Annotated in this window: 11 protein-coding genes; 7 read left to right on the top strand and 4 right to left on the bottom strand. The window is 63.8% G+C overall.

All coding sequences use genetic code 11. The features are described from left to right. Window positions 1-8 precede the first annotated feature (8 nt). Window positions 9-1,076 (top strand): hypothetical protein, encoded by a 1,068-nt coding sequence (locus OH491_RS14805; protein WP_068773114.1) that lies wholly within the window; start codon window positions 9-11, stop codon window positions 1,074-1,076. A gap of 153 nt (window positions 1,077-1,229) precedes the next feature. Beyond that, the gene (locus OH491_RS14800; protein ID WP_334319752.1) at window positions 1,230-2,321 is read left to right on the top strand and encodes a substrate-binding domain-containing protein; all 1,092 of its coding nucleotides are present in this window, start codon (window positions 1,230-1,232) and stop codon (window positions 2,319-2,321) included. Between the two features lie 173 nt (window positions 2,322-2,494). Here OH491_RS14800 and OH491_RS14795 read toward each other — a convergent pair whose 3' ends face one another. The 3 genes from OH491_RS14795 to OH491_RS14785 all read right to left on the bottom strand — a co-directional run bounded on the left by OH491_RS14795 (window position 2,495) and on the right by OH491_RS14785 (window position 7,092). After that, window positions 2,495-3,880, bottom strand: a complete 1,386-nt coding sequence (locus tag OH491_RS14795; protein WP_068773112.1) for an MFS transporter — start codon at window positions 3,878-3,880, stop codon at window positions 2,495-2,497. Between the two features lie 116 nt (window positions 3,881-3,996). Next, entirely contained in the window at window positions 3,997-5,079 is a 1,083-nt protein-coding gene (locus tag OH491_RS14790; protein ID WP_068773111.1) for a hypothetical protein, read from the bottom strand. Between the two features lie 102 nt (window positions 5,080-5,181). Beyond that, window positions 5,182-7,092: an MGH1-like glycoside hydrolase domain-containing protein gene (locus OH491_RS14785; protein WP_068773110.1), complete on the bottom strand. Its 1,911-nt coding sequence runs from the start codon at window positions 7,090-7,092 to the stop codon at window positions 5,182-5,184. Between the two features lie 199 nt (window positions 7,093-7,291). Between OH491_RS14785 and OH491_RS14780 the strand changes: the two genes are divergently transcribed. The 3 genes from OH491_RS14780 (at window position 7,292) to OH491_RS14770 (ending at window position 12,221) form a co-directional block, all read left to right on the top strand. Continuing rightward, entirely contained in the window at window positions 7,292-9,427 is a 2,136-nt protein-coding gene (locus OH491_RS14780) for a beta-glucosidase (protein ID WP_334319751.1), read from the top strand. A 120-nt stretch (window positions 9,428-9,547) separates the two neighbouring features. Next, on the top strand, window positions 9,548-10,753 hold the full coding sequence (locus OH491_RS14775; protein ID WP_334319750.1) for a sialidase family protein: 1,206 nt from the start codon (window positions 9,548-9,550) through the stop codon (window positions 10,751-10,753). 280 nt (window positions 10,754-11,033) lie between these two features. Then, complete coding sequence (locus OH491_RS14770; protein ID WP_068773109.1) at window positions 11,034-12,221, top strand: aldose epimerase family protein; 1,188 nt, start codon at window positions 11,034-11,036, stop codon at window positions 12,219-12,221. A gap of 217 nt (window positions 12,222-12,438) precedes the next feature. On the opposite strand, the gene OH491_RS14765 is transcribed toward OH491_RS14770, so the two are convergent. Further along, window positions 12,439-12,612: a hypothetical protein gene (locus OH491_RS14765; RefSeq protein WP_334319749.1), complete on the bottom strand. Its 174-nt coding sequence runs from the start codon at window positions 12,610-12,612 to the stop codon at window positions 12,439-12,441. Between the two features lie 84 nt (window positions 12,613-12,696). Here OH491_RS14765 and OH491_RS14760 point away from each other — a divergent pair, with 84 nt between their 5' ends. Further along, the gene (locus tag OH491_RS14760; RefSeq protein ID WP_068773108.1) at window positions 12,697-14,139 is read left to right on the top strand and encodes an exo-alpha-sialidase; all 1,443 of its coding nucleotides are present in this window, start codon (window positions 12,697-12,699) and stop codon (window positions 14,137-14,139) included. A gap of 121 nt (window positions 14,140-14,260) precedes the next feature. Continuing rightward, window positions 14,261-18,916 (top strand): autotransporter outer membrane beta-barrel domain-containing protein, encoded by a 4,656-nt coding sequence (locus OH491_RS14755; RefSeq protein WP_342750536.1) that lies wholly within the window; start codon window positions 14,261-14,263, stop codon window positions 18,914-18,916. Window positions 18,917-18,938 lie beyond the last annotated feature (22 nt).

Below are 18,938 nucleotides of genomic sequence, written 5' to 3'. Positions count from 1 at the left end.
CTATCGCCATGATCCTGGAAACCAAGCCCGACTTCGAAAAATGCATGGAGCGTGTGAACGCATGGTATGCGAATGAACTGCTCGACCGCCCCCCGGTGCGTTTCTCGGCGCATAACGAGCAATATAATGTCGTCGATGATTCGTCACGCTGGCCCTCGCCCAAGGACAAGTGGTTCGACGCGGAATACCAAGTCGGGAAATTCGAGCGGGACATCGCGGGGCGGGAGTTTGTCGCGGAAACCTTTCCTCTCTTTTGGCCGAATCTCGGCCCGAATGCGTATCCCTGCATGCTCGGCTGCGAGGTGGAATTCGGGGATGTCACCACATGGGCGAGGCCCACGGCCCGGAGTTGCCGGGAACTCGGAAGGATCCGGTTTTCCACGGACAATGAATATTTCAAGAAACTCGAATGCATGACGCTCCTCGCGCTTTCCCGCTGCACGGGCAAATACCTCGTGGGCTACACCGACATACACACCGGCGTGGACTGCGCCGACGCGTTTCTCGGGACGGAGCGATTGCTTGTGGAAATGTATGACGATCCCGAAGGCGTGAAAACATTCATCGCCCGCTGCGCCTCGCACTTCGCCTTTGTATTCGGTCACTTTAATAAAATCCTGCGCGATCATGGGCAGCCTTCGACGACGTGGATCGGCATCCCGTCGCAAGAATCATTTCATATTCCCAGTGCGGACTTGTCCTCGATGCTGTCGCGCGAATTCTTCCGCGAGTTCGCGCTGCCGTCGATTCTCGAGGAGGTGCGGCTCGCCGGGCGCAACATTCTGCACATGGACGGCAGGGGAGTGGCCGGCCATCTGGACGACTTTTTGGCCATCAAGGAAATCGACGGAATCCAGTGGGTGCAGGGCGTGGGCGGGGACAAGCCCATCATGCAATGGTGCGGGCTGATCGAGAAAATCCAGCATGCAGGCAAGGGCGTCGTCGTGGATCTGGAACCATCCGAACTCGATGCCTTTATGGAGCGGATTCACCCGCGGGGGATCTATTTGTGCCTCGCGACAAACGGGATGGAGGAGCAAAAATACATCGTCAGCAAACTGGAGCGCTGGCGGTAGACAGCCCCGGCGGTCCATTGCCTCAAGAATGATCGGCAGTGCCGCGCAGAGAGCATGACATTTCGGTTCCCTCGGGAGACCAAGATGTCATCATTGGTGATGCCTCTGGCGGACACACTCTCTCAGGCTGAGGCTTTTCTTTCCACCATCACCATGCCCCCGAAATACCGATCCATCAGCGCGCAGGTCGCGGACATATTGCGAGAAAAAGTGCGCAAGGAAACCTGGCGGAACGTCCTGCCCGGCGAGCGGCAGCTGGCGGAGCGGCTCAGCGTCAGCCGGAAAACCGTGCGCAAGGCGCTCTCGATTTTGCGCGAGGAGGGGTCCATCCACACGCTGGACAACCGGGTCAACACCCCCGTCCCGCGCAAGCTCCATATCCGCGCCAGCTCCGGGCCGGCGAAACGCATCGCCCTGCTGCTGCCGGAATCGATCGAGACGGCGCGGCCCTTCACCGTGCTCTGGATCAACCGGCTCATGGCGCTGGCCCACGATGCCGGCTTCGAAATGGAGGTCATGGCGGGCTGGCGGTATTTCGGACAGCAGGCCGGGCAGTCGCTGCGGCGGCTGGTGGACACGCATCCGGGGCGTTGCTGGATATTGAGCCGTTCGCACCGGCCATTGCAGGAATGGTTTGCCGGCAGCGGCGAACTCGCGCTGGTGTCGGGGACGGCCCTGGCCGGGGTGCGCCTGCCTAGCGTCGATGTCGATTATCGCGCGCTGTGCCATGAGGCGGCGCTGGAGTTTCTGCGTCAGGGGCACCGGCGGCTGGCGCTGTTTTTGGAAAAAACCGAGCATGGCGGCGAGGTGGCGTGCGAGCGCGGTTTTCGCACTGCGATTTCCGCCTACGATGACGCCGAGCCGCTGGTCATCTGCCGGCCGTCAAAGAGCACGTCGGCAATCATGCGCGAAATGGCGCGCATCCTGAGCATGAAGTCGCCGCCGACCGGCATCCTGCTGAGCAACTCGCTCTCCTATGTGACGGCGTTCAGCTACCTCGCCTCGCGGGGATTGCGCGTGCCGCAGGACATTTCCATCGCCTCGCGCAGCGACGAGCCGTTTCTCAATTATTTGTATCCGCTGCCGACGCGGCATTTTGTTCCCGCCGCCAAACTGGGCACGGCCTTGTTCGAGGCGGTCCTCCGGCTGACGGGCGATCCCGCGGCGGGGGCGTTCGAAGTCCGCATCACGCCGGATTTGATCCGGGGTTCGTCGATCGGGTCGCCAAAGGCCGGCGCGTGGTGACGCGGGGGCGCATGGCGTAGCGCAGGCATCCTGCCTGCCGTCGAAAAAGAAAGCGCGAAGCGCCGCTGGCCCTTTTCTTTTTTCAAAAAGAATGCCGCGCTTCGCGCAAAAAAATTCGACGGCAGGCAGGAGGCCTGCGCTACGGCGGCCCCGTCTCCCTCACTGGGATCGTTTCAGCGTTCGTCCAGCTTGTAATTCAGAAACGGTATCGCCGCGAAAGCCGGCAGGGAAACGAGGATGCTGAGGGCGAACAGCCAGGCGTAGCCGACGGTTTCCTGAATCACGCCGCTGATGGCGCCGAAGATCAGGTAGCTCAGATAAATCACCGAGGCGTTCAATGCGACGATGGAGGCGGGATACTTTGATCCCGCGGCCATGCGGAACATGAAAAAATTCATCACGGTAAACCCGAGGCCGAAGCCGAAGTTCTCTATGCCCAGCAGCAGCGCCAGCACCCAGTCGAATTGCCAGGCGCGGTTTATACCAATGAATGCGAAATCAATCGTGATCGCATGGTGCGCGGTACTGTGCAGGGAGAGGTAAACATAGACCATGCTCGGGAAGATGGCCGCCAGCGTGAACGGCCACACGACCTTGCGCAGGCCGCGGCTTCTCAAGAGCACGCCCGACAGCGTGCCGCCGGCCATCGCGCAGATGGACATGACGCCGGTGAGCACGCCGACCTCGGGGATCGACAAGTCCAGTCCTCCGGCATCCGGCTTGTCCATGAGGAAGGCCGGCCCCATCTTGGCGATGAACGTTTCGCCGGAGCGCAGGAAAAAGATATAGACGATTCCCGCCCACAAATGGGGCAGGGAAAAATAATTCCTGAGCACGTCGGCAAAGGGGAGCGCGGCGGTCTTGCCGGAGGAATCGCGGTGCGCGTGGTCGGCCGCCGGATGGGGAAACGTCTTGCGGGTATATATATAAAGCAGGCCGAAAATGATGATAAGGATGCCGAAATAACTTCCCCACGTGATCCGGGGATCGCCATAGCGCTCGCCGACGATGCCGGCGAGCGCTATGAGCACGGAGCCGGATATCACCGTGGCCACGCGCCCGAACACGGGATCGAGGCCGGAAAAGAGAGCCTGCTCGGTTTTGGTGAGCGAGAGCGTGAAAAAGCCTTGCAGGGCGATTTGCTGGAATGATTTTGCCACGGCCAGCACCGTGAGCGCGCTGAGATAAAGCCAGAGGGAAAACGACGACTGCATCAGCGACAGCGCGAGCAGCACGAGGCTGACCATGAGCCATTCGCCGGAGCGGAGAATCCACCACCGCTTGGTCTTGTTGGCGTCGATCACCGGGCCGAAGAGAAACTTGACCGCCATGGGCAGGGTGGCGAACGAGGCCCAGCCGATGACGGTGTTGGAGACGCCCATCGACTTGAGGAGGATCACCGGCACGCTCACGAGCACCGGGTTTATCAAGCCCTGCCATGTGCCGATGCACGGGGCGAAGCGCCATGGGCCCGGGTGCGCGCCGCGGCCAAGCGGATCGGCGATGGCTGTCGCGGGCGCGGCGGCCTGCGCGGTTTCGGGGGTGGTCGGGTTATTCATAAAAATGGTTTTTTATTGAACAGAAGGAAACGAAGGGAGTGAAGAATACCTTTTATGATTATTGTTTTCTTAGTGCCCTTCGTTTCCTTCTGTTCAAATTAATGGTTGGTTTTCTTCTAGTCGGAAATCCGCGAATGGCGGCGCACGAAGGCAAGCAGCTCCGCGCCTTCCTTTTCATCGGCGACACTGGCTCGGATGACGGCGCGCGCGCGTTTCAGGGCGTCGATGTTTTTATATATCATGTCGGGCGTGGTGGTGATGATGACCGGCTTCAGTCCGATCCGGTCCACGATGTCGGGCATGCTCTCGGCGGGCGTGGGGATGTTGGGATCGGCCACGATCTGGAGGATTTCCAGCCCGGGCAGCGTTGCATAAGTCCGCTGGTGCCGCGCGCCCACGGAATGCGAGTGCAGCAGCCAGCCGGGGGCGTGGTTTTGGATTTTCTCCATATACGGCACCTCGAAGGCCTGGAAGAATTCCGGGCTGAGCTGGCAGGAAGTGTCGCAGGTGGTGATGCCGCCGTAGCCGGGCACCAGCGCGTTGAAACCCCAGCCCGGCACCCAGTAATCGGTGCGCGCGTCGGCGGGGCGGATGGCACGCGAGGCGTCGCCGATGCGGATGAGCGCATCGGTGCAGAATTCGACCAGTTTCAGAGCCTGCTCCGGGTCTTCATAGAAGTCGGTATACAGGTCATTCCCGCGCAAATCCCACGCGAGATCGAGGATTCCCTGATGATAGACCGGGGTGACAAACTCCAGCCGCCGGGAGAGGTTTTCCTTGGCTTCTTTGTATAACTGCCACCAGAAATTGTTCTCATCCAGTTTGAACCGGAGGCGGTCGATTTCGCCCAGGTCGGGAAGGCAGGGTTCGAGCCAGCTTGAGTGTTCCTGCGCGTTGATGGGCCGGTCTTTGATGATGACGCTGAAAATCGGCCCCCAGACAATCTTGCCCGAGGGCAAATAATCATCCGCCAGCGGGTGGAGCCGGTTTTCGTCCATGACTTCGTCGTAAAGGTCGTCGAAGAATTTTTCCCGGTGTTCCTTTTTATGAAAGTCCGAATGCCAGAGGGTGTTGAGATAGGACTGTTTTCCCGGGTCGGCCATCCGGTTCAGGCAGCGCACGTGCAGCAGCAGGGCGGGCTCCTCCTTTTTATAAAACTCAAGGTAGCGATTTATGCGTCTGTCGATGTCGTTTATCATGAGGGCGGGATTTAATATCTTTCTCTTTCCTCTTTATCTTTCTCTTTCGTCAGGAACGAGCGGGGAGAAAGATAAGGAGGAAAGAGAAAGATGGAGTTGGTGTCAGGGGCGGAGGAGGGACGGGAGCGGGATGCGTCCGTTTTCCATGAACTCCATGAAGGCGAGCAGGCCGCTCCATGCACACATGGGGTCGCAGAATTTCTCCTCCGCAGCCTTGCCGGTGACGGCGGAGTAGTTTTCGAAAACGCCGTGGCGCGCGTCCCAGTTTCGCTTGAAAAGCTCGCGGGAGCGCCGGGCGAGCTGGTCGGCCGCGTCGTCGCGGCCGGCGCGCTTGAGGCCGAGATAGACGAGGAAGTTCAGGACGGCCCAGATGCGGCCGCGCCAGTAGTGCTGTTCCGGATACGCGGGATCGTCCCGCGGCACGGCGGGGAGGACCCATTCGCCCCAGAATTTCCCGGGGTTGAGCAGGTAGTTGTCCACCATCGAGTCCGCCTGCTCCCCGGTGGCGACGCCGGCCAGCAGGGGATAGAAGAGGGTGGGGGAGAGGCGCGGGCTGAACTCGCCGGTGTCGGTGCGGCGGTTCTGGAAGATGCCCGCGCCGGGGTTCCAGAGCGCGGCGAGTTTTTTTGCATAATGGCCGCCGCGTTCGTCGAGCTCGGCGGCGTCGGAGTCGCGGCCGAGGCGGCGCGCGAGGATGGTGAGGGACTGGCAGTCGGTTATATACAACGAGGCCAGCCCCACGTCGCTGAGCATCATGAGGTGCGAGTCCTCGTCGAACGGCACGCCGTCATACATGGGCGAGTTGTCTTGGCCGGATTCGAGCGAGGCGCCGAAGGGCGTGGCGGGCTGGATGAACTCGGCGAGATCGCCGGTCTTGGGCTCGACGGGGTTGGAACCCCAGGAGAGCAGGCCGCTAGGGTTGCGGCGCGCCTCGTGCCACCAGCGGTTCCAGGCGAGGAGCGCGGGCCAGATGTTTTCCAGAAAAGGCAGGTCGGGCGCGGATTCGTGGATGGCGAGCATGGTGATGCCGGCGAGCGGCGGCTGCGAGCGGTCCCAGGAGCGGCGTCCGCTGCCGTTGACGACATTGGGGACGAATTTTCCGTCCACCATCTCGCGGAACACCTCCAGCATGGAGTTGCGGGCGAGCGCGGGGCAGTCGGCGAGTTGCATCCATGCAAAGGTGAAAGTGTCCCAGCAGAACAGGCCGTAGCCGAGGCGGAGGACGTTCCACGGGCGCGACGAGGTCGTGAGCACGCGGTCGAAGGCGGGGTCGAAAAACGTGTTCCATGCGAGGCAGGCCTGGTAGGCGGCGTGGAGCCCGGCAAATTCGCCGTAGCTTTGGTGGGAGGCGTTTTCCCGCGCGCGGGCGCCGGCGATGAGCGCGGTGATCTCGTCGAGCGGGCGCGGCGCGCCCCCGGCGGAGATGCCCGCCGGGCCGGTGAGCTCGAACACCCAATACGGGGAGCGGCAGCCGGCGTTGGGGTCGCGGACGGGTGTATTTGTACAATGGATACCCACTTCGCCGCCGCCGCAGGCGGCGCGCCATTCGCACGGGGCAGCCTGCCCGACGTGCCCGGGGCGGTTCCAAAGCACGGCGGCCTCCACGATCATCGACACCGGCCGGTGCGCGGCCTGCGAAAGCGGCGTGGCGAGGATGACGATTTCGCGTTCGTCGGTGGCGGCGGTTTCCACGAGGATGGAAACCTCGCCCAGAAGCACGGTGACCGCGGTGTAGCTCGCGTCGTAGGCGTGGCGGCCCGGTTGCACGCCCACGCGGCGCGGCGGCAGCGACACTTCCGACTCCACGAGGCGCACGCCGGCGGATGCGCCCTGCTCGCGCACCTCGAAAAACGCGTCCGCGACGAGCTTCAGCATGCCGTAGTGGCAGAAGGAGAGGTTGAGCGCGAGGGCCTCGGGCATGAGCACATGGCTGAGCACGCTGCGCGTGTTCCAGGTGTTCCAGCCTTGGGCGGGAATGCCGTGACGCGTGAAGTTTTTGATCGGATGGCTCATGAAAAGTGGCGGGGGAAATCCTCGGGGAGTTTTGAATATAAAACAGCGCATGCCGGGGGATGGACAATCCTCCTCAATCGGTTCCCTTTGGGAACCACCCGTGGCAGCTTGCCAGAGCCAGCGACGACGGGGTTGTTGTCACATTCCCCATGAATTGCGGTTTCCCGCCGAAAAATCTTTCTCAAATAAAGCCGGACTCATGAAACATCTCCCCGCCTCGCTTGTGTTGCTGTCAATCGCGCTCTCCCTTTCCGCCGCGCCCGACGCCGGAGTGGCCGCCCTGCTCAGGCGTCCCGCGGCTCCCGCCGCCGCCGTCGCGCAGGCCGGGCGATTGCTGGCGCTGCTCACGCCGGAGGAACGTTTCGAGATGGTGGCGGGCGGGAACTCCTTTGGCATCAGCGGCGTGCCGCGACTGGGCATCCCGCCGGTGCATTTCGCCGATGCCTCGGCCGGCATCCGCATCATCAAGGGCACGCCCACGGAGGTTTATGAAAAAACCACCGCGTTTCCCTGCACGATGACCTTGGCGGCGACTTGGGACTGCGGGCTCGCCGCCGCCTACGCCGCCGCGATCGGCGAGGAGATGCGCGCGGGCGGCGTGCATGTGCTGCTCGGGCCGGGCATGAACGGCTACCGGCTTTCCGTGGGCGGAAGGAATTTCGAATACTTCGGCGAGGACCCGTTTCTCGTTTCGCGCATGGTGGAGAATTACGTGCGCGGATTGCAGGGGCGGGGCGTGGGCGCGACGCTCAAGCATTTTATAGGAAACGAGGCGGAGCATTACCGGCGCAGCAGCAACTCGGTCATCGACGAGCGCACGCTCCAGGAGATCTACCTGCCGCCCTTCAAGGCCGGGGTGGATGCGGGCGCGTGGGCGGTGATGACTTCATATAACCAGGTCAACGGCGAGTGGGCCGGCCAGGATTCCGCCATTGTGAACGGCCTGCTGCGCGGCCGGCTTGGCTTCCAGTGGCTGTGCATGACGGACTGGGCCTCGACCTGGGACGGCGAAAAGCTCGCGGCCTCGGGCAACGATCTCGAAAAACCCGACGGGTTCAGCCTGCGCCGGGCCCGCGAAAAACTGCTTGGCTCGCCGGCCATAGACCGCATGGCGCTGAGCATATTAAAAACCTGCATCGCCGCCGGATTCTATGAGCCGGATTTTCATAAACCGGAATTAATGGGCCGATGGAAGGAGCGTGCCGGAGTTGCCCGGACCGTGAACGATCGCGGCATTGTGTTATTGCAGAACAACGGCGTCCTCCCGATCTCCCCCGCGGCGGTGAAAGGCACCGTGCTCGTGACCGGCAACAACGCCGCGCGGGAGGGACTCGCCGGCGGCGGCGCGGCGTTTGTCCAAGGTTACGACAGCAAAAGCTGCGCGCGAGCGATGGAGGAATTGTTTCCGGGCCGGGTCGCCGCCGTGGATGCCCCGACTGACGAACAGATCAAATCGGCCTCGCTGGTGCTGGTGTTTCCCGGATTTCCGCTCGAGGGCGGCGGTGCGGAGCGCGAGGGGCGGGACCGCCCGTTTGTGCTGCCCGACGACGCGCTCATCCGGCGCTGCGTCGCGCTGAACCCGAAAACCGTCGTGTGCGTGATCGCCGGCGGCGGCGTGGAAATGGATTGGGCTCCTCCGGCCGCAGCCATCGTGCACGCCTTTTACGGCGGGCAAACGGGCGCGGACGCGCTGGCGGACGTCCTGGCGGGCAGGATCAATCCGTCGGGCAAGCTGCCGTTCACCATTGAAAAACACTTCGCGGACTCGCCCGGCCATGCCTATGCCGACAAGCCTCACGACATCGGCGCCAGTTTTCCCGCGGCGATGGTGGAGCGGAAGCGGCTCGGCTCGTTCATGAGCCGCGAAAACAAAACCGTCATCGACGTGTATAATATACACTACAAGGAAGGCGTGTTCACCGGGTATCGCTGGTATGACGCAGGAAAGATCGAGCCGCGCTTTGCTTTCGGGCACGGTCTGTCGTATACAAAATTTGAATACGGCAGCCTCGCGATCAAGCGGATGGAGGGCGGGCGCATTGGTGTCAGCTTCACGCTCAAAAACACCGGCCGGCGCGCCGGCGACGAAATTGCGCAACTGTATGTGGCCGACGTGAAGAGCAGCGTGCCGCGCCCGCCGAAGGAGCTGAAGGGATTCAAGCGCGTCTCGCTCGCGCCCGGCGAATCGCAATCCGTCACGATCGAGATGGACGCGGGCGCGCTCGGTTTTTGGGATGCGGACGCGCATGGCTGGAAGGTGGAGCCGGGCGAATTCGAGGTGCTGGTCGGGCCTTCGTCGCGCGACCTGCCGTTGCGGGGGATTTTCGAGATCTAGCACGGGCAATTCCCCTGCGCGGTATCCGCGGGAAACCGGCAGGTCGTGATTGAAACCGGCAGGGGCGGGCGTGTTCATGTGGGGATATTCCCCGAGTTCCCTCGCAGACCCTCATTGCCTATGAAATCGTCCTCCCTTTGCATTGTCCTGTTGTCCGCGCTGCTCGCGTCCGTCCCGGCGCGGGCGCAGGGGTATGTCCCCGCGTCGCGCGAGATGCCCATCCCCACGCTAGACCTGTCGGGCGACGCCTCGCGCCAGGTCGTGGTCGCGCGCGGCACCGAGGAGATTTACCAAGGCCACCCGACCACCGTGCTGTTGCCCGATGGCAAGACCATGTATTGCGTCTGGACCATCGGGCACGGCGGCCCGTGCGGCCCGTTGAAGCGCAGCGACGACGGCGGGAAAACCTGGAGCGACCTGCTGCCCGTGCCGGAGAACTGGAGCAAGGCCAGCAACTGCCCGACGATTTACCGGCTCGTGGATCCCAAGGGCGTGGCGCGCTTGTTCGTGTTTGCCGGGCACGGCCCCGACGAGGGCAAGACCATGCACTACTCGTATTCCGAGGACGAGGGCAAGACCTGGTCGCCCATGAGACCGTCGGGCCTCGGCGGCACCGCGATGCCGTTTTGCGACATCAAGCCCATCGACGGCGGCAAGCGTCTGCTCGGCGTCACCAACATCCGCCGGCCGGGCGAAACCAAGGACAAGACTTCCAATGTCATTGCGCAAAGCATCTCCGAGGACGGCGGCTTCACCTGGAGCGCGCCGTGGCGCGTCGTGCTCGACATCCCCGACCGCAAGCCCTGCGAACCGGAGCTCGTCCGCTCGCCCGATGGCAAACAACTTCTCTGCCTCATACGCGAAAACGTAAAGCACGAGTCGCTCTACATGACCAGCGACGACGAGGGCCGCACCTGGTCGAAGCCGAAGTTTTTGCCGAGAGGCCTGTGGGGCGACCGCCATAAAGCAAAATACACGCCGGACGGCCGCCTCGTCGTGTGTTTCCGCGACACCGGCCGGCCCAGTCCGACGCGAAACCACTTTGTGGCGTGGGTCGGCAGATATGATGATATCGTCAACGGGAAAAAAGGGCTCTACCGCATAAAGCTGATCAACAACCACCGCTGGAACATGCCCAACGGACGCTTCCGCGACTGGGATTGCGGCTACTCCGGCGTCGAGGTGCTGCCCGACGGCACCGTTGTCGCGACCACTTATACCAAATACACCGACGGCCCGGAGCTGAACTCCGTGGTGAGCGTCCGCTTTAATTTGCAGGAGACCGACCAGATGCTCCTCAAGCTGGCGAAGAAAAAGCAGAAGTGAGGGAAGAGCCAAAAAATCGAACAGAAGGCACCAGGGAGAACGAAGGGGAATCAGGAACCTCGAAGCTATCCACAGATTACACGGATTTTCACCGTTTCTAATTTAAAAAATCCGTGCCAATCTGCGCAATCTGTGGATAATAAAAATCAACCATTATCTTGAACGGAAGAAACCGAAGGGAACCAAGAGGACTATACAAGATGTCTTCTTGGTTCTTCTTTGTTTCCTTCTGTTCAAAAATGTATTTTTAGATCCTTCCGTCCCCCATGTCCTTCTCGCTATGAAAACAACAACCATCCCGGCCTTGCTGGCCATCTCCCTCCTGTTTGCCATGACCGCCTGCATCAAAATCGAACATACCGTCATCCCCATCACCAAATCCGGCCTGCTCCGTACCGACTTCCAGCAGGAAATTGACGGGAAAAAATCCGATCTCTACGTCCTCACGAACAAAAACGGCGTCGAGATCGCCGTGACAAGTTATGGTGCCCGCGTCGTTTCCTGGCTCACCCCCGACCGCGCCGGGAAATTCGACGACATCGTCCTCGGCTACGATAACGTCCAAGGCTACGTCGCCTCTGCCGAACCCTACTTCGGCGCCGCCATCGGCCGCTACGGCAACCGCATCGCCAAAGGCAGATTCACCCTCGACGGAGCGCACTACGCCATCCCTGCCAACAACGGCGAAAACGCCCTTCACGGCGGCCCGCGCGGCTTCCAGTCATTCGTCTGGGACACCAGGCAACCCGACCACCGCACCCTCGAGTTCACCCACCTCTCGCAAGACGGCGACCAGGGCTTCCCCGGCAACCTCCAAGTCAAAATGGTCTACACGTTGACCGACGACAACGAACTCAAAATCACCTACGAAGCCACCACCGACAAACCCACCCCCGTCAACCTCACTCACCACTCCTTCTTCAACCTCCACGGCACCCGCGACGGCACCGATGGCGACCGCCTCCGCACCATCAACGACCATCTCCTCACCCTCCACGCCAGCCACTACACTCCCGTCGCCCCCGACCTCATCCCCACCGGCGAACTCCCCGCCGTCGAAGGAACGCCCATGGACTTCCGCGCGCCCGTCCCCATCGGCGCCCGCATCAACGCCGACTTCACCCAACTCAAAAACGGCGCCGGCTACGACCACAACTGGATCCTCGACCGCCCCGCCACCGACGCCGGCACCGGCAAGCTCTACCTCGCCGCCCGCGCCGTTGAACCCGCCAGCGGCCGCGTCCTCGAAGTCCGCACCGACCAGCCCGCCATCCAGTTCTACGGCGGCAACTTTCTGAACGACACTTTTAAAGGCAAACACGGCAAAACCTACGCCCACCGCACCGCTTTCTGCCTCGAAACGCAACACTACCCCGACAGCCCCAACCAGCCGGCATTCCCCTCCACCATCCTCCGCCCCGGCCAAACCTACCGCCACCTCTGCATATATAAAACCCTCGTCGAATAACACGAGCCGGTGACAGCGGCGGGAAAACCGGGGACGTCGCGGCTTTTCGCCGTGCGGGGCTTCGCAAGCGCAGATTATCCACTGCTTTCGATGCCGGACGGAAGCGTGGCTTGAGCGGCACGGGCGACCTGTCCGTGGGCGGCGCCACCGCGTCGCTAAACCCACGGGCGGGTCGCCCGTGCCGCTCAAACCGGTGCGGATCGGAATATTCTGTGCATCATGATTCCCCGAAGAGGCCTGATGTTTCTTCCAATCTGACATTCAAAATAGCGGGGGACGAAAAATGCCCTAATCCGCCGCCGCCGGGGCGCATGATGCCGAATGCCGGAAGATTTATATCATTGCTGATATTATTATACATTTTGGTTTTGGTCCGGATACGGAGTTTCATTGGTATCCTTGGGAAACCGACAGGCCCTCCTTTTCCGTCGGCACCGGGTGTGCGTTCCTGCCGACACATCCCCCTTTCCCCGCCGTGAAACAAATATACGCACTTCTCCTGCTTTTCCTCGCGCTTGCCGCCGGCGCGGCCGAGTCCTTCAACTCCGCCGACCACCTCATCCCCGGCAACGGCTTCGTCCCGCTCCGCCCGTCCCCGCGCGGTCTTTGCCATTACGCCCTCCCTGACGGGCGCATCCTCGCCGCCTCGGCGGGAAGCGACCTCCTCGTCTCCACCGACGGCATGAAGACCTTCCCGACCGTCATCCCCGTCGCCCCCGGCTTCCGGCCCGCGCTGCGCATTGTCCGCATCGGCGTCACCTCCGCCGGCGCGTGGATTGTCATCCTCCGCGCGCCCCACACCCCGGAAAAACTCGGCGAATTCTGGGACAAGACAACCCGCGACTACAACCCGCGCCTGACCGGCGGGCAGCTTTTCGCCACCCGCTCCACCGACGAGGGCAAAACCTGGTCGTCGCCCGCCATGATTTCCGACCCCGCGCTCACCATCGGTTTCCCGCCGCGCAACATCGTTGAAACCCCGCGCAAAACCCTGCTCCTTCTCGCCCAATACCGCACGCCCAAACCCGGCCGCCACACCGTCGCCGTGCTCCGCTCCACCGATGACGGGCGCACCTGGCGCGAGCTCCCCGCCCGCTTCGACCTTCCCAACTCCAACGGAAACCACGACGGCCTCGTCGAGCCGGTGATGATACAACTGCGCGACCCCGCCGGCGCCGTCTGGATTCTCTTCCGCACCAATCTCGGCACCCTTTGGGAATCCCGCTCCACCGACGACGGACTCACTTGGACACCCCTGCGTCCGACCCCGGTCCGCGCCAGCTCCTCGCCCGCCGCCATCCTGCGCCTTTCCGACGGACGCCTCGTGCTCGTCTGGAATCCCTGGCAGGATTCCGAGGGCTGGGTCCCGCCCATGCAAGGCGGTGCGGATTCCGGCCAGCGCTCCCTCGCCCTCGCGAGCTGGCAGCGCCGCGAACTCGTCCTCGCCACCTCCCGCGACGAAGGCGCCACTTGGAGCAAGCCGCTCGTCGTCGCCCGCGCCCCGAAGAACAATCACCGCATAGATTATATCTCCCTCATCGAATACAAAAAACAGCTCCACCTGCTCGGTGGCCTGAACGCCGCCATCCCCCTCGACCGGCTGCCCTCCGGCAGCCCGGAGCCTCCATTCGCCGAAAAAATCCGCGCGCGGCTGGAGGAATTGGATCGCGATTATTCGCTCTCCGCCGGCCAGAAAAAACAAATTCAGGCGCTCCTCGAAAAACAATCCGCCGACATTGCCGCCGCGCAGTCCGACACCTCGCTCCACCAAGCGGCCAAAAACGAAAAAATCAACCGCATCAACAAGGGTTTTAATCAAGAACTCTCCGGCCTCTTCACCCCGGAGCAGAAAAAAATCCAGCGCGAAAAAATCCGCGCGAAGAGCAAGGCGGCGGCTGCGGGAAAACAAACGAAGTGATCAACCGCATCGGCCATGCCGCCCTCCTCGAACACAACCAACAACTCCGTCCGCCCGGCGGCCTGAAAGCCCGCCTCCCCCTCGATCAATTGCCGTAAAAAATTATCGTATTTAATTATATATGAACAATATACCCCCGGCTTCGCGGCTGATTTCCCACGCGCCGCTCGCGCTCGCGTTCGCACTGATCGCCGCTGGCCTGCCTGCCGCGACCCACACCTTCCATACTGGTGACCCGATGCCCACGCTCGCCGCCGGCGACACCGTGCGCATCTCCGGCAGCGCCGGCCTGATTGCCCTCCCCGGCGCCGGCATCGGCGGCGCGCCGACCAGCCTCACCGTGAACGAGTGGGCCGTCACTCCTTTGTCGTTCAACTTCGCGGTTAACGACGTGACTTTCGAGCAGGAGGACAAAGTCGCCGACTCGTGGGCCGTAATTGATAACGCCGGCTGGTCCAGCGACACCACCAACATCCGCCCCCTCCGCCTCACCGCCGTCGCGGCCTCGAACAATCGCATCCTCACGCTCGACCACCTCATCGTCACCGGCGGCAACTCCACCACGAGGGGCGGCGGCGCTTACGTCGCCGGCAACGCCACCACCTTCCTGCGCATCAACGGCGACGCCGTTTTTCACGCCAACACCATCCGCGCCTCCAACGGCTCCGGTGTCGGCACCGACGGCGCTTCCCTCACCTTTGGCGGCACCGTCATCTTCAGCGCCAACACCGCCGGCCTCTACCCCGTTTCCGGCACATGGGCCGCCGCCACCGCCGCCAATGGCAATGGCGCCGGCCTCGGCAGCACCGCCGGCGCCGTCACCTCGAAAATCATCTTTGAAAAACCGGTTTTCTTCCTCAGCAACACCGCCGGCGGCGGTGGCGGCGCCATCTTCCTCAACGCCGGCCACTCGCTCACCTTCGAGTCCGATGCCACCTTCGCCGGCAACCGTGGTCGCCTAAGGTCCGGCGGCGCCATTTACCTCGACGCCGCTGCCGGCACCGCCGGCACCCTCCTCTTCAAGGGCAACACCCTCTTTTCCGAAAACATCTCCGGCACCTCCACCCACGGCGGCGCCATCTACACCCCTGACCAGGCTTCCGTCATCTTCGACGGCGGCCCCGGCGCCACCTACCGTTTTGAGAAAAACGTCGCCTCCGCCAACGGCGGCGCCATCGCCTCCGGCACCATCAAGATCCTCTCCGGCACGTTCATCGCCACCAGCAACCTCAACACCAACCACCACGACACCAACTCCACCGGCGGCGCCATCCGCGCCACCGGCCTCCTCGAAATAAATACTCCGTTCCTCTTCGACTCCAACATGATTGGCGGCGGCGGCGGCGGCTCCGGCTGGGGGGCTGCCATCTACGGCACCGGCGACATCCGCATCAACGCCACCGGCACCTTCACCGGCAACATTGCCACCTCCGCCGGCGCCGCCATTTATCACAACAAAGCCGGCGGTGCCGTCACCATCACCGCCGCCACCGGCGGCATCGCCTTCCTCGACAACATCACCCAAGGCACCGGCGGCGGTGCCATCCAGTTCGCCCAAAACAGCGCCTTTTCCCTCGCCGCCACCGGCGGTGACATCCTCTTCGAGGGCAACCGCAGGCAGGCCGTCATAAACCGCGACGCCGTCCTCGCCACCGGCGGCACCGCCTGGGCCGCCCTCACCGTCACCAGCACCGGCAATGCCCAGGCCGTCTATTTCGCCGCCAGCACCACTTCCACCCTCAACCTCGAAGCCGCCGAAAACCGCGCCATCCGCTTCCACGACCCCATCGGCGCCGGGGCCGGGGCCATCCTCAATGTCTATAAGACCGGCGCCGGCGCCGTCATCTTCGACACCCACGAATCCGCCGTGCCCAACGCCAACGTTTCCGTTTACGAGGGATCGTTCCAGCTCTCCAACGATGCCGTCTTCGGCTCCTCCACCACGCAAGGCTCCGTCCTCGTCAAAAACGGCGCGGCGCTCGCCGGCGCCGGCACCATCCGCACCGGCACGCTCACCCTCGAAACCGGCGCCCTCCTCAAGGCCGCCGGCGGCAACCTCCGCATCGAGGCCGACGTCCGCAACTTCGCCGCCGGCTTCGTCCTCGCCGGCTCCGGCACCATCACCACCGGCGCGCCTTCGCTCGGCGTCACCAACATCACGCCCGGCGACGGCACCGCCGCCCAAGACCTCACCCTCGCCGATTCCGTCACCCTCGACGACAGCGCCGTCATAAACCTGTATTTGTATGACGGCGACGCCGGCGACGGCTACGACCTCAGCGACCGCGTCAACTTCAGCGGCACCTTCGCCGGCGCAGGCCACACCATCAACCTGAAATCCCTCCAGAGCGGCACCTTCAACCTCGGCTCGATCGGCGACTTCCTGCCCCACCTCGCCGTCACCCTCAACGGCAGCTCCGACCTCGGCGGGCGCCAGACCGCCGTTCTCTCGGCCACCAACGGCAGCCTCATCCTCTACGCCGGCGCCGACTACTCCCGCGTCCTCACCTGGACCGGCGCCTCCGGCGCGCGCTGGGACATCAGCGCGCAAAGCTGGACCGATTTCGACTCCGTCAGCCTCTACGCAGGCGGCGACCGCGTCGTCTTCAGCGGCACCGCCGACACTCCCGCCGCCCGTTCCGTCGAAATCCAGGGCGGCGGCGTAAACGTATCTGATATGTGGATACGAGGCGCGGAAAACTACGCCTTCACCGGCAGCGGCGGCATCGCCGCCCGCTCCTCCTTCGAGGTGAAAATCGGCGGCAGTTCCGCGGTGGCCAACGCCGCCGGCCGGCTCGTCATGGCCGGCTCCGGCACGCTCTCGTTTGAAAACACCGGCGCAAACGTCTTCGCTGGCGGCATCGACATCCACGGCGGCGTCCTCGTCTTCAACAACGCCGCGCAACTCGGCACCGAGGGCGCGCCCATCACCTTCAGGCAAGGCGGCGGCGGCGTCCTCAAGTCCGCCGTCAATGCCGCCACCGCCCTTGCCGGCACCTTTGTCGTCGAGGCGGACACCGTCGGGATCATCGACACGGGCGCGTATGACATGACGCTCTCCGGCACGCTTGCCGGCCCGGGCGCGCTCCAAAAAAATGGCGCGGGCACGCTCGTGCTCGCCGGGGGCGGGAAAACCATCGCGGAGATTCGCGTCTCCGCCGGCACCTTGCAGGGCGACACGACGAGCCTCACCAGCCGCATCGCCAATGACACCGGCGTGGTCCTCGCCCAGGCAAGCGCGGGCCTCTTCACCGGCACGATCACGGGCGCGGGCGAAGTCAGGAAGACCGGCGCCGGCGTCGTCACCTTCGCGGACGCCGCCATCACCGCCGGCGCGTTCACCCTCGCGCAAGGCGGCGCCATCCTGGCCGAAGGCGCGCCCGTCCGCGCCGACACTTTCGTCGTCGCCCAAGGCGCCACCCTCTCCGCCACCGGCGCCGGCATCACCGTGCAGCCCCGTCTCGCCGCCCTCGCCTTCACGAACCACGGCACGCTTAAAATCGGCCGCGCCGCCGGCGCCGACACCTACGGCGCGCTCACCATTGCCGGCGACTACACCGCCGGCGCCGGCAGCGCCGTCGAGCTCACCATCGGGCGCAACTACGCCGTGCCCGGCACCGGCGTCGCCGACCGCCTCGTCATCACCGGCACCCTCGCCGGCGCGCTCGACGTCAACTTCCACCAAACCAGCCTCCTCGCCGCCAACACCGACTTCGCCACCCTCGTCCCCGTCGCCGCCGGCGCCTTCGCCGCCGACGTCGCCATCACCTCCAATCCCGTCAGCCTCGACGACGGCACCGCCGCCTGGCTTCGCTACGACCCTGCCACCGGCATCGGCTGGGAAACCTACGTCGCCCCCGAGGTGCCCGCCCTCCTCGGCGTGGACGCCGCCTCGCTCCTTGTCGGGCGCGCCGCCCTCGACGCCCTCGGCGCCCGCCTCCAGTCCTCCCGTGCCGGGGCCATCGCCGGCGCCCGTGGATTCTCACTCTGGCTGAACGGATTCCACGCCGCCGACAAACTCACCGCCGCCCGGGCCCTCTACGAAGGCGCCCACCACACCGCCACCGGCGCCGCCGCCGGCGCCGAGTGGACATATTCCACCGCTGCCGGCACCGCCACCCACGGCTTCTTTGTCGATTTCGCCACCTCCGACCTCGACCAGGACACCGCCCGTGTGAAAACCGGCACCGCCTCCGAAAGCCGCGGCTTCGGCGCCTATCTTTCCCACCGTCCCGGACGTTGGTATTTCAACGCCCTCCTCCGTCTCTCCAACGACGACTACGACATCAATGTCCCCGGCAAACCCCGCTTCTCCACCTCGGGCGACGGCTGGGCCGGCTCCTTCGAGAGCGGCGTCACCTTCCTCGACGCCGGCGGCTTCCTCAACTGGGAGCCGCAACTCCAGATCACCTACCAGACGCGCGACACCGATGGTGCCACCGACGCCGCCGGCTTCGCCTACGACATCGCCCGCGCCGCCTCGGTCGAAGGCCGCTTCGGCGTGCGCCTCTGGCACGATTACAAAATCGGCTCGGCCCTCCTCCGTCCCTTTCTCCGCGCCAGCTTTGCCTACGAATTCGACGGCGCCACCGAGGTCAAGGTCGCCGGTTCCGACGCCGTATATAAAAACACCCTCCGCGGCCGCCGCGAGATATTCGACCTCGGCGCCGACCTTCGGCTCGGCCGGCACTTCGGCGCCGGCGCCTCCGCCTCCATCTACACCGGCGAGTCCACCCAGGGCGCCGCCTTCGATCTTAATATAAGCTACCTCTGGTAAATTATAAGACGAATCATTAAAT

Source organism: Termitidicoccus mucosus (assembly GCF_038725785.1).
GTDB lineage: Bacteria > Verrucomicrobiota > Verrucomicrobiia > Opitutales > Opitutaceae > Termitidicoccus > Termitidicoccus mucosus.
Note: the sequence above shows the minus strand (reverse complement) of the source record. Positions and strands in the feature narration are given on the sequence as shown.